The sequence below is a fragment of the Pseudoalteromonas phenolica genome, from assembly GCF_044788725.1.
In the GTDB taxonomy this organism is placed as follows: Bacteria; Pseudomonadota; Gammaproteobacteria; order Enterobacterales; family Alteromonadaceae; genus Pseudoalteromonas; species Pseudoalteromonas phenolica_C.
On the sequence record NZ_CP173161.1, the window covers coordinates 1708335 to 1725744 of the forward strand.

10 protein-coding genes are annotated in these 17410 nt (G+C 38.8%); 9 read left to right on the top strand and 1 reads right to left on the bottom strand.

Translation table 11 applies throughout. The features are described from left to right. Window positions 1–82: 82 nt before the first annotated feature. The 7 genes from ACH784_RS07870 to ACH784_RS07900 all read left to right on the top strand — a co-directional run bounded on the left by ACH784_RS07870 (window position 83) and on the right by ACH784_RS07900 (window position 12713). Window positions 83–4921, top strand: coding sequence for an NAD-glutamate dehydrogenase (locus ACH784_RS07870; protein ID WP_404394829.1), 4839 nt, complete (start codon window positions 83–85; stop codon window positions 4919–4921). Between the two features lie 80 nt (window positions 4922–5001). Further along, complete coding sequence (pyrD, locus tag ACH784_RS07875) at window positions 5002–6012, top strand: quinone-dependent dihydroorotate dehydrogenase (RefSeq protein ID WP_404394831.1); 1011 nt, start codon at window positions 5002–5004, stop codon at window positions 6010–6012. A 122-nt stretch (window positions 6013–6134) separates the two neighbouring features. Then, on the top strand, window positions 6135–6662 hold the full coding sequence (locus tag ACH784_RS07880; protein WP_404394832.1) for a cell division protein ZapC domain-containing protein: 528 nt from the start codon (window positions 6135–6137) through the stop codon (window positions 6660–6662). Between the two features lie 68 nt (window positions 6663–6730). Then, window positions 6731–8842, top strand: a complete 2112-nt coding sequence (gene rlmKL, locus ACH784_RS07885; RefSeq protein WP_404394834.1) for a bifunctional 23S rRNA (guanine(2069)-N(7))-methyltransferase RlmK/23S rRNA (guanine(2445)-N(2))-methyltransferase RlmL — start codon at window positions 6731–6733, stop codon at window positions 8840–8842. Continuing rightward, on the top strand, window positions 8835–9062 hold the full coding sequence (locus ACH784_RS07890; protein WP_404394836.1) for a glutaredoxin family protein: 228 nt from the start codon (window positions 8835–8837) through the stop codon (window positions 9060–9062). The genes rlmKL and ACH784_RS07890 overlap by 8 nt, the downstream gene beginning before the upstream one ends. Before the next feature lies 1 nt (window position 9063). Further along, on the top strand, window positions 9064–10974 hold the full coding sequence (locus ACH784_RS07895) for an ABC transporter ATP-binding protein (RefSeq protein WP_404394838.1): 1911 nt from the start codon (window positions 9064–9066) through the stop codon (window positions 10972–10974). Between the two features lie 11 nt (window positions 10975–10985). Beyond that, complete coding sequence (locus ACH784_RS07900; protein WP_404394840.1) at window positions 10986–12713, top strand: DUF3466 family protein; 1728 nt, start codon at window positions 10986–10988, stop codon at window positions 12711–12713. A gap of 57 nt (window positions 12714–12770) precedes the next feature. Here ACH784_RS07900 and ACH784_RS07905 read toward each other — a convergent pair whose 3' ends face one another. Next, window positions 12771–13277: a DUF2062 domain-containing protein gene (locus ACH784_RS07905; protein ID WP_404394841.1), complete on the bottom strand. Its 507-nt coding sequence runs from the start codon at window positions 13275–13277 to the stop codon at window positions 12771–12773. A gap of 27 nt (window positions 13278–13304) precedes the next feature. On the opposite strand from ACH784_RS07905, the gene ACH784_RS07910 reads away from it, so the two are divergent. Both ACH784_RS07910 and msbA read left to right on the top strand, forming a co-directional pair. Next, window positions 13305–15539, top strand: a complete 2235-nt coding sequence (locus ACH784_RS07910) for a DNA internalization-related competence protein ComEC/Rec2 (RefSeq protein WP_404395222.1) — start codon at window positions 13305–13307, stop codon at window positions 15537–15539. A gap of 121 nt (window positions 15540–15660) precedes the next feature. Next, complete coding sequence (gene msbA / locus ACH784_RS07915) at window positions 15661–17409, top strand: lipid A export permease/ATP-binding protein MsbA (RefSeq protein ID WP_404394843.1); 1749 nt, start codon at window positions 15661–15663, stop codon at window positions 17407–17409. Window position 17410: the final 1 nt, after the last annotated feature.

The following is a 17410-nucleotide window of genomic DNA, read 5'->3' on the forward strand; positions in this document are numbered from 1 at the left end:
GTTAGAATTCACCTGACTCCACGCTAATAAATGGCTGTACAAATAATCTACCGTTCAAGGTGGTATAGATTAAGGAACACATATGACACAAAATGAAGGTCCAGCATCTGTTATCTTAGATAACGTATGTAAGTTGATCCAAAACAAAGTTCATGCAGACAATGTGTCACTCGTTGAAACTTTTGCCAAAGCCTTGTACAGCAATATGTCTAAAGAGGATCTGGCAAAACGTAACGACAGTGACCTATACGGTGCAGCACTCAGCCTTTGGAATGCGCTCGAAAAAAATACTTCTGACGAAGCAGTAATTAGAGTGTTCAACCCAGAGGTTTCTAAAAACGGATGGCAATCATCACATACAATCGTTGAAATCATCGCCAATGATATGCCGTTTTTGGTTGATTCCGTTCGTATGGCTATGAACAGACTGAACATCGTATCTCACCTACTGTTACACAGTCCGTTGAAAATAAAGCGCGATGATAATGGTCAGATCTCAGCGATTTCTAACTTAAAAGCTGAGCAAGAATCTAATTCTACAAAGACTGTATTCTTCATTGAAATCGATCGCCAGACTGATAGCAATGCTATTGACTCGCTGACAAAAGAGCTGGTATCGGTTCTTAAAGATGTGTCACTGGCAGTTGCAGATTGGTTACCAATCAGAGATAAGCTTGTTTCGGTAAGCAAAGAGCTACCATCAAGAAACTTTGGTTGTACTAAAGATGAAGTAACCGAAGCTGTTGAATTCCTTGAGTGGCTAGTTAAAGATAACTTCACTTTCATGGGCTACCGCCAATACGACTTAAACCCAGTGCAAGGGGATTATGAGTTAAAGCCGGTTGCAGGTACTTCTTTAGGTTTAATGAAAAATGCTGATGATGGTAACAGTCGTTTGTTGTCTGAATTACCTGAAGTTGCACGTAAAGAAGCTCGCAGTAATAACTTATTAATTCTAACTAAAACAAATTCGTTATCTCGAGTTCATAGGCCAGCATATGTAGATTATGTTGGTATTAAGCGTTTTGATGAAAATGGTAATGTAGTAGGCGAAGACCGATTCATTGGTCTGTTCTCATCAAGTTTCTATAACAATAGCGCCGCAGATGTGCCAATCTTGAAGAGTAAGATTAATCGCATCATGGAAGCTTGTGACTTTGCTAAAGGTACACATGCTTATAAAGCGGTATTAAATATTCTTGAAACATATCCGCGTGATGAACTAGTTCAAGCTCGTGAATCTGAACTATTAGAAGTTGCGACTGGTGTCTTGCAAGTTCAAGAGCGTAACATGTGTCGTCTGTTTATTCGTAAAGACGTGTATGGTCGTTTCTTATCTTGTATGGTTTATGTACCACGTGAACGATACAACACAGCGCTTCGTAGAGAAACACAGCAATTACTAGCCCGTTCATTTAATTCAACAGACAAAGTTGAATTTACCACCTACTTCTCAGAATCTACGTTAGCACGCACGCACTATATTGTTCGTGTAGCTGATAATAATATCGAATTTAATGTGAAAGATATCGAAAACAATTTAATTGAAGCAGCCCGCACTTGGGAAGATAAGCTTCAAGCTGCGCTATTAGAAAGTAATGGCGAATCTCGCGGTAACGAGTTAAACCGTAAATACGCTAATGCCTTCCCATCAGCATATAAAGACCAAGTATTACCTTCTGCAGCTGTAGTTGATATTGAAAAGCTTGAGACTTTAGACGAAGAGAGAAAGCTTGAAATGCTTTTCTATCGTCCTCAAGAAGAAGCGAATTCAAATATCGTTCGTTTAAGCTTATTCCATAAGGATGAGCCAATTCACCTTTCTGATGTAATGCCAATGCTTGAAAACTTTGGTTTACGTGTCATTGGTGAAACCCCATATGCAGTTAAGACTAGCGATGGTCAAGTTAACTGGATCATGGATTTCTCTATGTTGCTAAGCAACAAAGATATCTCTGATTTCAACCAGGTATCAGCGCGCTTCCGTGCGGCACTAACAAATGTATGGAACAACCGCCTAGAAAACGATGGTTTTAACCGCTTAGTATTAATGGGTGGTCTAAAAGGCCGCGAAGCATCTATTCTTCGTGCTTACGCAAAATATATGCGTCAAATTGGTGTAACATTCTCACAAGCTTATATCGAGAATACGTTTGAGCATTACCCTCAAATCGCGGCAAAGATTGTTGAGCTTTTCATTAAGAAGTTTTCTCCGGTTAAGCCTGCAGCACAAAAAACGCTTGATAAACTAGTGGCGAGCATCCACGAAGATTTAGAAAACGTAGCAAACTTAGATGATGACCGTATTATTCGTTTATACGTAGACATGATTAATGCTACGTTACGTACAAACTTCTTCCAAAAAGAAGCTGATGGTACAAATAAGTCGTACATCTCGTTTAAAGTTCAGCCTAAAGCAATTCCAGAAATGCCTTTACCATTACCGGCATTCGAAATCTTTGTTTACTCGCCGCGCGTAGAAGGTGTGCACCTTCGTGGTGGTAAAGTTGCACGTGGTGGTTTACGTTGGTCTGACCGTCGCGAAGATTTCCGTACTGAAGTACTGGGTCTTGTAAAAGCACAACAAGTTAAAAACACGGTTATCGTGCCTGTTGGTTCGAAAGGTGGCTTCGTATGTAAGCAACTTCCAACAGAAAGAGAAGCTTTCTTCAAAGAAGGTCAGGAATGTTACAAGCTATTTATTCGTGGTCTTTTAGACATCACAGATAACATCGTACACGGTGACATCGTTCCTCCTGTTGATGTAGTACGTCATGATGAAGATGACCCGTATTTGGTTGTTGCAGCTGACAAAGGTACCGCAACATTCTCAGATATCGCAAACGGTATTGCTGAAGAATACAACTTCTGGCTTGGTGATGCGTTCGCTTCTGGTGGTTCAATTGGTTATGACCACAAGAAAATGGGTATCACTGCAAAAGGTGCTTGGGAATCTGTTAAGCGTCATTTCAGAGAAATGGGCATTGACTGTCAAACAACTGATTTCACAGCAGTAGCAATTGGTGATATGGCTGGTGACGTTTTTGGTAACGGTATGTTGTTATCAAAGCATATTCGTCTACAAGCTGCGTTTAACCATATGCACATCTTTATCGACCCGAACCCAGTAGCTGAAACATCTTACCCTGAGCGCGAAAGACTATTTGCACTGCCTCGTTCAAGTTGGGAAGATTATGATAAGTCGTTAATTTCTGAGGGTGGTGGTGTATTCTCTCGTGCTGCTAAGTCAATTACATTAACACCAGAAATTAAGAAAATGCTTGGCACTAAAAAAGCAAGCATGACACCAAATGAACTGATCAAAGCATTATTAATGATGCCTTCTGACCTTCTTTGGAATGGTGGTATCGGTACTTACATTAAAGCTAAATCTGAAACAGACGCTGATGTTGGTGACCGTGCTAATGATGCTTTACGTATCAACGGCTCACAGCTAGGCGCTAAGATCTTTGGTGAAGGTGGTAACTTAGGCGCGACTCAATTAGGTCGTATTGAGTTTGCTGCTAAAGGTGGTCGAATCAACACTGACTTTATTGATAATGTTGGTGGTGTTGCGTGTTCGGATAACGAAGTTAATATTAAAATCTTGCTGAATGGTTTAGTTGCTGAAGGTAATTTAACTAAGAAACAGCGCGATGAATTACTTTACTCAATGACTGATGAAGTATCTGAATTAGTACTTGCAGATTGTTATCGTCAAACTCATACGCTTTCAATCACTAAGTCTAAGGGACCTGCGACACTTAAAGAAAAGATCCGCTTCATCCACGCTTTAGAAAAAGAAGGTAAGTTAGACAGAGCAATTGAATTCTTACCAACAGATGAAGAGTTGGCAGAACGTGCAGCTGCTGGTCAGGACTTAACACGTCCAGAGCTGTCTGTACTTGTATCTTATTCTAAGATGGTATTAAAAGAGTCTCTAGTGACTGATGAAGTATCGGAAAACCCATACTATCGTCAACTTTTAGTCAACTCTTTCCCTGTTCCACTTCGTGAGAAGTTCAATGCTGCAATGGACAACCACCCACTGCGCAAAGAAATCATCGCAACGAAGCTTGCGAACAATATTGTTAACGACATGGGTCTTAACTTTATGGTTCGTATGAACGAAGAAACAGGTGCATCGGACAGCGAAATTGCATTATGTTACTCAATTGCAAGCGCTATCTTCGAAATGAAGAGCACTTGGAGCGCAATTGCGTCACTAGACAACCAAATCTCTGCAGAAGTTCAGACTGAAATGTTGTACCAGCTTCGCCGTACAGTTCGTCGAGCTACGCGTTGGTTCTTACGTCACCGTAATAAAGCGATGACAATTGAGCAAACGATTGAGTTCTTCTCGCCGACCTTTAAAGATGTTAGTGCAAATCTAAGCGACTACCTAGTTGCTGATGAAGCGGAATCAATAGCTAAGAATGCGGATAAGTTAATTGATCAAGGTGTACCTTCTGAAATTGCTACACGTATCGTGTCTCTATCTAGCCTATTCTCAGTAATGGATTTAGCTGAAGTTGCTCATAACTCTTCAAAAGCGATTGAAATGGTTTCTAACACCTACTTTAAGTTAGGTGCAAAAATGGGCTTACACTGGTTCCTTGACCAAATTACAGCTCAACCTGTTACTAACCATTGGCAAGCGCTTGCAAGAGCTTCTTATCGTGAAGAGCTTGATTGGCAACAACGTTCATTATCTGAAGTTGTTATGAATAGCCAGCAAGACGAAACAGCTGATGTGAATGAGTTAGTTGAATCTTGGATGGAAAGTCAATCAGTATTACTTACTCGTTGGCAGCATATGCTTCAAGAGTTTAAGACTTCTCAGAGTCATGACTTTGCGAAGATTTCAGTTGCGCTACGTGAATTAATGTTACTTAGCCACAACTGTGACACTTCCAAATAATTTATAAACCGCTAAAATACCTCAGCTTTGCTGGGGTATTTTTTTGCCCAGATTTTTTTTACGATTACTAAGGAGTTTTCATGTTCTATGAACTAGCGCGTCGCTATATGTTCGGTCGAGATGCCGAGTGGGCCCATGATTTTGCATTGGGTAACCTCCGTCGTTTTGCCAATACGCCGCTCAGTATGGCTTGGTCGCAATCTGTTGCAGATAAACCTGTTAACTTTCTTGGTATAGATTTCAAAAACCCAGTTGGTCTCGCTGCTGGATTAGACAAAAATGCTGAATGTATTGATGCATTTGGTCAAATGGGTTTTGGATTTATTGAAGTAGGTACGGTTACACCTCGTCCTCAAGCTGGTAATGATAAACCTCGAATTTTCAGACTACCTGAAGCACATGCTGTTATTAATCGTATGGGTTTTAATAATAAAGGTGTCGATAACCTTGTTAACAATGTAAAAGCGTCGAATTACACAGGTGTTTTAGGTATTAATATTGGTAAGAATAAAGATACACCGAATGAAAAGGGTAAAGACGACTACATCCATTGCATGAGAAAAGTATTTGAGCATGCTACTTACATTACGGTAAATATTTCTTCACCTAACACGCCAGGTCTTCGAGATCTACAATATGGTGATGCGCTAGACGACTTACTACAAAGTCTTAAGAATGAACAGGTTGATTTAATCGCGAAACATGATAAATCAGTGCCTATGTTGGTAAAGATTGCGCCAGATGTCGATGCAGTTCAAGTACAACAAATTGCAGAGTCACTTATGAAGAATCGTATTGACGGCGTGATAGCGACAAACACGACGCTTGAGCGAGAAGCGGTTAAAGGTTTACAGTATGCTGATGAAATGGGTGGTTTGTCAGGTCGTCCAGTTCGTGAAAAATCGACCTTTGTTGTTAACGAATTGAAAAGGATCACTGAAGGAAAACTTCCGATCATCGGTGTCGGCGGGATCGATTCGGCAGATTCTGCCAAAGAAAAACTTAATGCGGGTGCAGATTTAGTTCAAGTATATACAGGATTTATCTACGAAGGGCCGCAATTAGTTAAGCGCATTGTTGATGCTTTATAATGATCAGTTATATAACTAAATGATCCTTTAAAAATTGTTCTTATAAAGAATTTTAACATTCGTTATTTTTCGTTATACTCCTGTCTCTATCTAGATATGGCTAGTAGGCAGGAGATTTTACAGTGCAGGCTTCTAAAGAATGGCAGTGGTTACGTTGTCATGAAAGGAATCGACTACTCATCGACTTAGGCGATGAGTTACAGTTATGCACGCCTTATCGCCTTTACCAGCTTACTGGTGATTCAGAGTCAAATCCAAATTTCTGCATTGATGATGCTGAGTACTATCAGAACGTCTATTCTTATCTGCAAAACTTCAACGTATGGACAGACGCCCAATGTTGTCAGATCGCTTTAAATGCTACTGCAGCTAAATTTCATTTAAAACCCATGCTTGCTAAGAGCTGGTTTTTTAGTGAGTACAGGGGAAATGCTGACAGAACTGAAGCCATTATAGCGCTTAGTTCATCTGAGCAAACCGGTGAATTTTTTATCGTTGAGTGTGACGCTGAAAGCTCACTGTGTATCAGTTTAAATGCTGAATTTAAACTGGATGAACATCTCAGTTTAGAGCCATTTCAAGCAATTCGCGTTTTAAATAATCGTATTCAACCTCTCATGTTAGCTGACAAAATTACCAAAACAGCTTAACTCAACAAGGCAAGCAACAAACAACCTGTGATATACTTTCGACCATTAAAGTATATAGGGTTAAAACATTGCAATTTATCGCACTTACTTCAATTGGTATTGAAAATTTATTAGTAGATGAAATCAAAGAGCAAGGCTTAGAGGTTATCAAACAGTCTGTTGGTTCGGTAAAGTTTGAGGCGGATAACAGTCAAGCACAACGATTTTGTTTAATCACACGTTTTGCAACACGTGTCATGCTGCTTTTAGAAGAAAATTCTGAAATAAACACCAAAGAAGATTTATATAAATTTGCACGTTTCCAGCCTTGGCAAGAGTTTTTTGGCCCTAAACAAACATTTGCGATTGAATTCAATGGCACAAACCAGGCTTTAAAAAATACTCAATTCTCAGGCTTAGTGATTAAAGATGCCGTAGTTGATTACTTCAACGACTTATTTGAGCAACGTCCGAACGTAGATAAAGCTGAACCAAATATTCGTATTGTTGCTAAATTACATAAAAGCCACTGTATGCTTTATCTCGACTATTCTGGCCCCCGATTATCAGACAGAGGTTATAGAACTCGGCAGGGTAAAGCACCTATTCGCGAAAACTTAGCGGCTGCATTGGTTAAGCGAAGTGGCTGGTTGAATGATGTAAGCCAGCCTCTATTTGATCCATGTTGTGGTTCTGGCACTTTACTGATTGAAGCAGTTGGCATGGCAAACAAGGTGCCTGCAAATATTAATCGTAAATTTGCATTCCAAAACTTGCCAAGCTTCAGACCTGCAAAATTTGACGAAATCAAACAGGCTTTAAAAAGTGAAGTAACAGAAAACAACCTATGGATCATGGGCTCTGATTTCGATGAGAGAGTGATCAATGTCGCGCAGCAAAATGCGCGTAGAGCTGGCGTTGAAAACCTCATTGACTTTAGTGTTAAAGATGCGAATAAATTGTCTCAAGTTGCCAAGCGTTCTGGGGTTGTATTAAGTAACTTACCTTATGGTGAACGTTTAGGTGCGATGGCTGAACTTATAAATCTATACAGAAATATGGGTCTAGGGTTTAAAAAGTACTTCCAAAATTGGCAACTTGCACTTCTTGGTACAGATGAAAGCCTTTTCAAACTTCTCAAGTTAGCTAAATCAAAAACCTATAAATTTAAAAATGGTCCATTAGACGTTGCGCTGTATCTTTACGACGTAAACGAAAAACAGGTGAGTCAGAGCCAAGAAAAAACAGGACTTAACTTTGAAGGTTCTTCAGCTTTTGGAAACCGTTTAAAGAAAAACAAAAACGCGCTTAAGTCTTGGATAAAAAAAGAGGGCATCAACGCATATCGTTTATATGATGCTGATATTCCTGAATACAATGTTGCTGTTGATATATATAACGACTCAGCTGTTATCTTTGAGTATGCAGCGCCTAAAGAAATTGATGATACGGTTGCGCAAAAACGCCTTCAGGATGTGATCACCTTAACGTCAGAACAACTTAATATTCCAGCTGAGAATATTGCCGTTAAGGTTCGTAAAAAGCAAAAAGGAGACTCGCAATACAACAGTTTTGATAAGCAAAATCGGGTTGATGTTGTTGAAGAGTTTGGTGCGAAGTTTAAAGTAAACTTGTTCGATTATTTAGATACAGGTTTATTTTTAGATCATCGTCTGGCACGTCGCTACATTCAGCAAAATGCAAAGGGTCAACGTGTATTGAACTTATTCTCTTACACAGGTAGTGCGTCAGTTCATGCTGCAGTGGGTGGAGCCAAATCGGTCACAACTGTTGATATGTCAAAAACCTATTTAAAGTGGGCTGAAGAAAACTTTGCACTAAACAATCTCAAAAACCCTCGCTTTAGATTTGAACAAGCAGATTGCTTAAAATGGCTAGAACACGCACAAGGTCAATATGATTTGATCTTTTTAGATCCACCGACCTTCTCTAACTCGAAGCGTATGAAAGCAGAGTTTGATGTGCAGCGAGATCACATCAAATTGATGGAGTGGGTGAAAAAAATTCTAAGCCCGAAAGGCACTTTATTATTCTCGAACAATAAGCGTGGATTTAAAATGGATGAAGTCGCTTTAATGGGTTTAGGTCTGAAGGCTGTGAATATTTCTGATAAGACGTTATCACCTGACTTTAAACGTAACAAACAGATCCATAATAGTTGGTTGATCACACATGGATAAGTTTACCCTTTATCACACCGAGGGTTGCCATTTATGTGAGCAAGCCCTTGCGTTATTGAATGCTCAGTTACAGTCTGAGCAAATAATTTTAAGAGATATTGTCGACGAGCCAGAGTTGGTAGAAAAATATCAGTTCACAATTCCTGTTGTGGCAAATAAAAACAACCAAGAGCTAGGTTGGCCATTCGACGAGCAAAAATTAAAAGAGTTTATAAACTAAGATGGATTTAATCAGAATTGCAAAAGCACAGTTAGCTTTTGGTACACACCCATTATTAGATAATGCCGATGCTGTTATTGAAGCCGGTGAGCGCGTTTGTATTGTTGGTCGTAACGGCGCAGGTAAATCAACTTTACTCAAAGTACTTGATGGACAAGTTCAACTAGACGATGGTGAAGTTAACCAAGTTGGTGATTTAAAAGTCTCTCGACTAGAGCAAGATCCACCAAAAGGTGCTGAAGGTTCGGTTTTTGATTATGTCGCGAATGGTATTCCTGACATTGCTAATTTACTGATTGAATACCACCATGTCAGTGAGCAAATGCAAACAGATTATTCTGAGTCTGTGTTAAATAAGTTTGAGAAACTATCTTCTCGTATTGAAGCCCAAGATGGTTGGCGCTTTGAAAGCCGAATAAAGTTGGTTTTAGCACAGTTAGAGCTGACTCCTGATATGCGATTAGAAAAGCTATCTGGTGGTTGGTTAAGAAAGGTTGCCCTGGCAAAAGCACTTGTGAGTGAACCTGACTTACTGCTACTTGATGAACCAACGAACCACTTGGATATGAACAGTGTTATTTGGCTTGAGCAGTTTTTAAAAGATTTCAAAGGCGGTATTGTATTTATTTCGCACGATAGGGCATTTATCCGCAGTATTGCAACACGTATCCTAGATTTAGATCGAGGTAAGTTAAATTCTTACCCTGGTAACTACGAAAAATACCTTGAGCAAAAAGCGCATGACTTGAAAGTTGAAGAAGCGCAAAATGCACTATTTGATAAAAAGTTGGCTGAAGAAGAAGCCTGGATCAGACAAGGTATTAAAGCTCGTCGTACTCGTAATGAGGGCCGTGTTAGAGCATTAAAAGCACTGCGTGTAGAGCGAAAACAGCGAGTTGAACAAGTTGGTAAAGCTGACTTCAACATCGAAACAGCAGATCGCTCTGGTAAGCTTGTGTTTGAAGCTAAAAACTTGAAGCATGCTTTTAAAGATAAACCTATCGTCAATGATTTTTCTACCCTTGTTATGCGCGGGGATAGAGTCGGTTTAATTGGACCAAATGGTGTTGGTAAAACAACTTTACTTAAATTGCTATTCGGTCAACTTGAAGCTGTATCAGGCAGTGTCAAACAGGGCGTAAACCTTGAAGTTGCTTATTTTGATCAATATCGAGAGAAGTTAGACGAAGAGGCAACGGTTCAAGATAATGTTGCAGAAGGCAAGCAAGAAGTCATGATGGGCGGTCGTAGCCGACATGTGCTGGGTTATCTTCAAGACTTCTTATTTCCGCCAGCTCGAGCTAGAACGCCAGTTAAAGCACTGTCAGGTGGCGAGAAAAATCGTTTGTTATTAGCAAAGCTATTCTTGAAACCTTCCAATGTCCTTGTTTTGGATGAACCGACCAATGACTTGGATATTGAAACGCTCGAACTGTTAGAAGACATTATAAACCAGTATCAAGGCACGATCCTGATTGTGAGTCACGACCGAGAATTTATCGATAACACCTGTAATAGCGTTTGGGCGTTTTCAGGTGATGGTGAAGTGATTGATATTGTTGGTGGTTATACAGACTATCAAGAGTATAAAGCCGAGCTTGATGAAAAGAGAAAACAATTAGAAAAGCAGCAAGTTGTAACGGCTGCAAAAGAAGTAAAAAAAGAAAAGTCTAATAACAAAAGTAGCAAGTTAAGTTACAAATTAAAACTTGAATTAGAACAACTGCCTAGTAAAGTAGAAGCCCTTGAACTTGCACTTGAAGAACAACAAGCTCTAGTCAACGACCCTGAGTTTTTTAAGCGCCCTCAACAGGAAACGCAAGCTGCATTGAACCAATTAGCTGAAACAGAGTCTGAGCTTGAAACCGCTTATGCCCGCTGGGAAGAGTTAGAAGAATTACAGAATCAGTAGTAAGGATTAAAATGAAAAGAACAATATTAGCCGCAAGCATTTTGTCGCTATTAAGTGGCACTGCTTTTGCTGCTACTTACCAATTAACTGAGTTGCCACGCCATCAGAATAGTAAAAATACATTTATTTCTGATGTAAATGAAGCCGGTGACATTATTGGCGCTGCAAGTTACTTATTTGATATTCCTATTGATGTAACTTATTTAGATTTTGAAGATGGTTCACTTATTGATTCTTACAATAGATATGTTGATGCCCAGAAATTAATTAATCAAGAAGTCACTTTTACTCTTGAGGATATTAAAAATGGTGTGTCGGACACAAATGCGGATGCAAAAGCTTTTATGCTTAGCTATATTGCTGGTAGGGATTCTAGATACGAATTTCAGAAACTCAACGACAGGATTGGTCTAAAGATTTCTGCAACTTCAGCAGATGAATTAGTATTATTTGATGAGATAACAGATTTTTCTGGTACATATTCTCGTTCTGTAGCAAATTACTTAACAGCTATCACTGAAGACTCTGTAATAGCAGGTTGGGGCTCAGCACCTTACAAGAAAGAGATTTTTTCTAAAGAAGGTGAAGAAGATAAAACCGTTTTTGTAAGAGAATGGCCTTCACGTGGTCTTGTTATCTCGCCTAATGGCGAACGTGTAATTCTTGAGCCAGAGTTTTCTACTTACGGTGGTTATTCAATCGCAACAGATATTGTGAAATTAGATTCTGGTAACTATATCGCTGTTGGGAGTAGTAGTATTTCGGTTCCTGAAAACCGTCAAACTAACTATGATGAGAACTGTGATGGAGTTGATGAGCCGGTAAGTGTGTGTGTATGGAATTACTTAAGAGGTAATTTTTATAATACTGAAGCGTACCAGTGGGAATTAGATGCCAATTTTAATGTTATCAATAAGTCAAAACTTGGTTTAGGTATCACTAGACAAGAAGATGAAAAAGATGCATTCAACTCTCTAGCATTAGCAACAAACAAAAATGGTATTGCTGTCGGCTACTCTGACGCTAGGAATGAAGAGGGAGATAATAAATACTCTTATCCACAGGCTGGTTATTATAAGGATGGTAAATTTGTTAGAATCCATCAACATGAGACTTATATTCAAGGCAGTAAAGCCATAGATATCAATGATAATAATGTCGTAATCGGAAACTATTATGAACAGTATGGCTCAGTGGTTCGCAAAAAAGTTGGCTTCTACTATGACATTAATACAAGTAGTTACAACGAAATCCCTGCGTTTTTTAATGGTTCTGAGACAACGGTTAGAGATATAAACAACGAAGGACAAGTTGTAGGGCAAGGTGAGATAGAAAAAAATACCTCTGTACCTAAGAATGAAGCGTTTATTTTTAATATTGGTGATGACAAAGTGACTAATATTAATGATTTGCTTCCTTGTAAAGCAGACAATGGTGAAGCTTTCCCTTATACCATAGCTGAAGCTACAAAAATTACTGACTCTGGTAAAATCTATGCGATTGCGACTAAAACAGTTGAACGTAAAGACAGACTTGGTCAGGTGATGAAAGATTCAGATGGCGAGGTTGAGTTAGAAGCAGTTACTGTTCCTGTTCTTCTTACGCCAATTGCAGGAGGCACGCCCGATGAATGTACACCTCCGGAAGCAGAAGTTTACGAGAGACAATCAGCCAGTTTCAGTTTCTTATCTTTATTAGCTCTTCCATTACTATGGATGAGAAGAAGAAAAACGGTATAACTAGACATAAAAAAAGCCCGAAAGGGCTTTTTTTATGTCTATAATTTAACAAGCAATTTATTGGCCTCTCGCATTCCAAGCCTTATTAACTGAATGACGCCATAGCCAATCAATACCAAAATAACCAATTAATGCCGCGATTGAGGCGCATATTAAAGAGCCAACCATAAAAGCAGGTCCAATAGTTGAAAGACTTTCAACTAACCACTCCCAGCTTGCTTCAAAGTGGAAAGGTTGGGTTTCTTGACCTAAAGCGAACACACCTACTCTATAAGAGCAGTAAAAAATTGGCGGCATTGTTAAAGGGTTAGTTAACCAAACAAGTGCCACAGATAAAGGCAGATTGACACGAAAAGGAATTGCACAGGCTGCAGCAAGTACCATCTGAAAAGGAACAGGGATGAATGCAAAGAATAAACCGACTGAAAAAGCGCCTCTAGCAGAGCGACGATTTAGATGCCAAAGGTTTGCATCGTGGAGCAAACTGCCAAAAATCTTCAAAGACTTTTGTTGTTTAACCTTGTTGTGATCGGGTAAGAACTTTTGGATCGTTTTTTTTGGCATAACAAGCAACCATATACTTCATTGTTGATGTGCTGGGGATTTCTGTACGGCTGTGTTCAAGCGGTATTTTACTTTAACACTTGGCAGTTCTACAGCTCACTGATATTCCTCATCGTATTGTGTTGCTATTTTAAGCCCATTTTAAATCTATTGTTAGCGTTTATTTTTGCTATTTTCGTCGTAACAATACATTTTTCGCTTTTTTATAGTTATCAGTTTGAAAACACCATTGATAATGGGCCTGCAGAAATTACGGCAAAAGTGGCAAAGGTCATTTCAAATCCTCCAAATTCATTATCTCTTATTGAAATTCATGAATTAGACGGCAAATCAGTACCATTTTATCAGACAGTGCATGCTCAATTATCAAAAGACGATGACCAATACATATTTGAAACAGGCGATTTATTAGTCCTAAAGGTAAAGCTTAGAAAATTTCGTTCAAGAATGAACCGTCATAGTTTTGATGTCGAAAAGTATGCTTTTAGAAACAAACTACATTTCAAGGGGAAAGTGATAGAAGTAATAAAGCATGAAAAATCTTCCCTAGAACTTCGTCAATCTTATAAACAAGAACTGGTAAAGGTTTTCGAAAATAAAAATCTAGGTTGGTTATATTATGGCTTGTCGACAGGGGATAAATCTAAAGTATTAGCTGAAACTAAAAATCAGGTAATCCAGCTGGGAATTGGCCATATATTGGCTATCTCAGGTATGCATGTAGGAATCGTTTTTTTGTTATGTTTTTCTCTAGCAAAGATCATCGTTTGGTTTTTATTAAAAATAAAGGCCAATATTACACTGCAAGGACTTAACTTAAATTACTTTTACTGCGCATTCAGCTTATTTATTGCGTTCATATATATTTATCTGTGTGAGTTTCCGGTTTCTGCGTTGCGTGCTTGGTTTATGGCAGCAATTTATTCGCTTATTTACTTTTTACATAAAAAAGTGAGCTTGCCACAAACTTTAACTTATACATTGTCGGCAATTTTATTGATTGATCCATTTTCAATATTAGACCCAGGTTTGTTTTTATCCTTTGTGGGTTTTACAACCGTTGTGCTTGTACTTAAATGGACTGCTTCAAACAGGCTTTTATCTAACTCTTTTTTAAGACTTTGTTTAATTCAACTTTCATTAATGATAACGCTTGCCCCTTTAAGCCTGATGTATTTTCAAGGAGTAAGTATTGCAGGTTTAGTTGTAAATCTCGTGCTGATCCCATTATTAAGTTTTGTTATTTTTCCTTATCTCATAGCCTGTATTTTGCTCGCCGGATTGTTTCCAAATACTGATTTTCTTTATGTGGATGACTTATTATTCTTTGCATTTCAATATGTCACTCAAAATTATTTAGATGTGGCTTGGCTAGCAGGCCCTCAATTACCTTCAATATTGGTGGTATTGATTTATTTCTGCATTGCTATGTTATTTTCGTCATTTTTACGGCGTTTTCTTTTGATCCCCACCATAACATTAGCATCATACTTTCTAGTGCCACGGCCTTTGTGGCAAGTTGACTTCTTTGATGTAGGTCATGGAACTTCAGTACTTGTCACATCTGATAAGCAAGCGTTTCTCTATGATCTTGGGGCGAAATATTTTAACTACTATTCATTATTTGAGCGTGTGGTATTGCCTGAAATTAAAGCGAGAGATTTAAATCTAAAATATACAATCATAAGTCACCCTGACAAAGACCACGCAGGAGGCATTGATGAGCTCAAGCAATTTGATAACTTTGGTTCTTTAGCAATATTTCATAATCAACAACCATTTAGCTTTTGCCAATTAAAGTCCATCTCTTTAGGTAATGTGAGCATAGAAACTATTTGGCCGATAGATGATATGCAATCCGATAATAACAATTCATGCGTTGTTAAATTGCAAGGAAAGGGCGGCTCGGTTTTATTAACTGGAGATGTTGAAATAGATGCTGAACAGCGACTTGTTCACGAGTATGATGAGCTATTACATTCAGACATTCTTTTAGTTCCTCACCACGGGAGTAAAACATCCTCAAGCTCTTCTTTTTTGGAGGCCGTAAAACCTACATACGGCATAGTCTCAAGAAATTACTACTCAGCATGGAGTTTGCCTCATAGCGAAGTAATAGATAGATATGCTTCTAGGCAAATAAAGTTAATTGATACAGCATTATCTGGGCAGATCACCATTGAGTTTTATCAAGATGGATACCATATTAAACGTTTGCGTGAAGAGAACCTTTTTTGGCTAAAGCATCACACAGGTTTTTAGTACTTAAAATTCTTATCGGAACGTAAAATTATCTTAAGCTCATGTTATTTACAGTAGAGCATTTAGTTTTGTGCTATTGAACAGTACAATAGCAAGGTTTTTTAAGTAGTTGAGAGCTTCCATGCAAACCAGTGCCAAGCATAATGCAAAGCAAATTTATAAACGTCTTTTTTCATATACCTATGATTTCAAATTAGCAGCCATATTCTCAGTCATTGGTATGCTTGGTTACGCGGCGATGGATGCCCAGTTCATTCGCTTAATGCAGCCGTTTATTGATGATGGTTTAACATCAAGAAATACAGAAGTATTAACTTGGGCCCCCGTGGTTGTAATTGTGCTTGTGCTAGGTCGCGGTGTATTTAATTACATGGCTTCTTATTGTTTGAGCTATGTGGGCTCAAGGGTAGTGCAAAAACTAAGACAACAATTATTTGAGCATATGCTGTTTTTACCAGTTTCATTTCATGATCAGCACTCTAATGGTGAACTGATATCTAAGATCACATTTGACACGGAACAAGTTCAACAAGCGATTACTCGAGCTCTACAGGTTATTATAAGAGAAGGCGCGTTTGTCGTTTTCTTACTGTACGTTATGTTCGAAGCGAACTGGAAGCTATCGTCAATATTTTTAACCGTTATTCCTATTGTTGCTGTTATTGTGGCTGTGGTCGCAAAGCGTTTTAGGAAAATATCAAAAAATATTCAAGACGCGATGGGTGGGGTAACACGGGGCTCAGAACAAATGTTGGCAGGCCATAAAGTCATTCATGGCTATGGCGGTCAAGATAAAGAAATTGCCAATTTCGCCCAAGTAAATAATCAAAACCGTCAGCAACGAGTGAAAATGGATGCAACACGGGCAATTAGTGTCTCTGTTATTCAGTTTTTAGCCGCGGGGGCGATGGCATTAATTTTAGCCATTATTGCGATGCCAAGTGTTATCGATACCATTACTTCTGGCACATTTGTGGTTCTTTTATCATCGATGATGATGATGTTAAAGCCACTCAAACAACTGGCGAATGTGAATGTTGAATTGCAACGTGGTATAACTGCGGCGCAGAGCATCTTTGAAATTTTAGATTTAGACATTGAAAAAGATACGGGCACACGCGCGCTTGAAAAAGCGCAAGGTAATATCGAAGTTAACAACATTACCTTTACTTACCCTACGAAGGATGAGCCAGTTTTAAGCAACTTGTCGTTAAAGATAAAAGCAGGTGAAAATATCGCGTTAGTTGGTCGTTCAGGCTCTGGTAAATCGACACTGTCATCTCTACTGCCTCGTTTCTACGATTTTAAAGATGGTGAAATCTTATTAGATGATCACAATATTTCAGATTACCCGCTTAAAGATCTGAGAGCTCAATTTGCGATTGTTTCGCAGCAAGTAGTGTTGTTCAACGATACGCTAGCAAACAATATTTGCTATGGTGCTGATAGAGTTTTGACCGAACAAGAAATCACCGAAATAGCCAAAAAAGCCCATGTTTGGGAGTTTGTAAAAGACTTACCGCAAGGTCTTAAAACAGTGGTAGGTGAAAATGGGGTGATGTTGTCTGGTGGTCAAAGACAACGTATTGCAATTGCACGCGCAATCGTTAAAGATGCACCGATTTTAATTCTAGACGAAGCAACTTCAGCACTCGATACTGAGTCTGAGCGTTTAATTCAAGCAGCCCTTGATGAACTAATGAAAGAAAAAACGTCTATTGTTATCGCTCATAGATTATCGACGATAGAAAACGCTGATTGTATTTATGTACTTGATAAAGGCAAAGTGATTGAGCAGGGCGATCATAAATCTTTACTTGCTCAAAAAGGCACCTATGCTGCGCTTTGCCAAATGCAATATGGCGAATAAG

Excerpts from the sequence above, each read along its gene's own strand:
- ACH784_RS07870 (WP_404394829.1), top strand. The coding sequence starts at position 83 with ATGACACAAAATGAAGGTCCAGCATCTGTTATCTTAGATAACGTATGT.
- pyrD (WP_404394831.1), top strand. The coding sequence starts at position 5,002 with ATGTTCTATGAACTAGCGCGTCGCTATATGTTCGGTCGAGATGCCGAG.
- msbA (WP_404394843.1), top strand. The coding sequence starts at position 15,661 with ATGCAAACCAGTGCCAAGCATAATGCAAAGCAAATTTATAAACGTCTT.
- ACH784_RS07900 (WP_404394840.1), top strand. The coding sequence starts at position 10,986 with ATGAAAAGAACAATATTAGCCGCAAGCATTTTGTCGCTATTAAGTGGC.
- ACH784_RS07890 (WP_404394836.1), top strand. The coding sequence starts at position 8,835 with ATGGATAAGTTTACCCTTTATCACACCGAGGGTTGCCATTTATGTGAG.
- ACH784_RS07910 (WP_404395222.1), top strand. The coding sequence starts at position 13,305 with ATGTGCTGGGGATTTCTGTACGGCTGTGTTCAAGCGGTATTTTACTTT.
- ACH784_RS07895 (WP_404394838.1), top strand. The coding sequence starts at position 9,064 with ATGGATTTAATCAGAATTGCAAAAGCACAGTTAGCTTTTGGTACACAC.
- ACH784_RS07905 (WP_404394841.1), bottom strand. The coding sequence starts at position 13,277 with ATGCCAAAAAAAACGATCCAAAAGTTCTTACCCGATCACAACAAGGTT.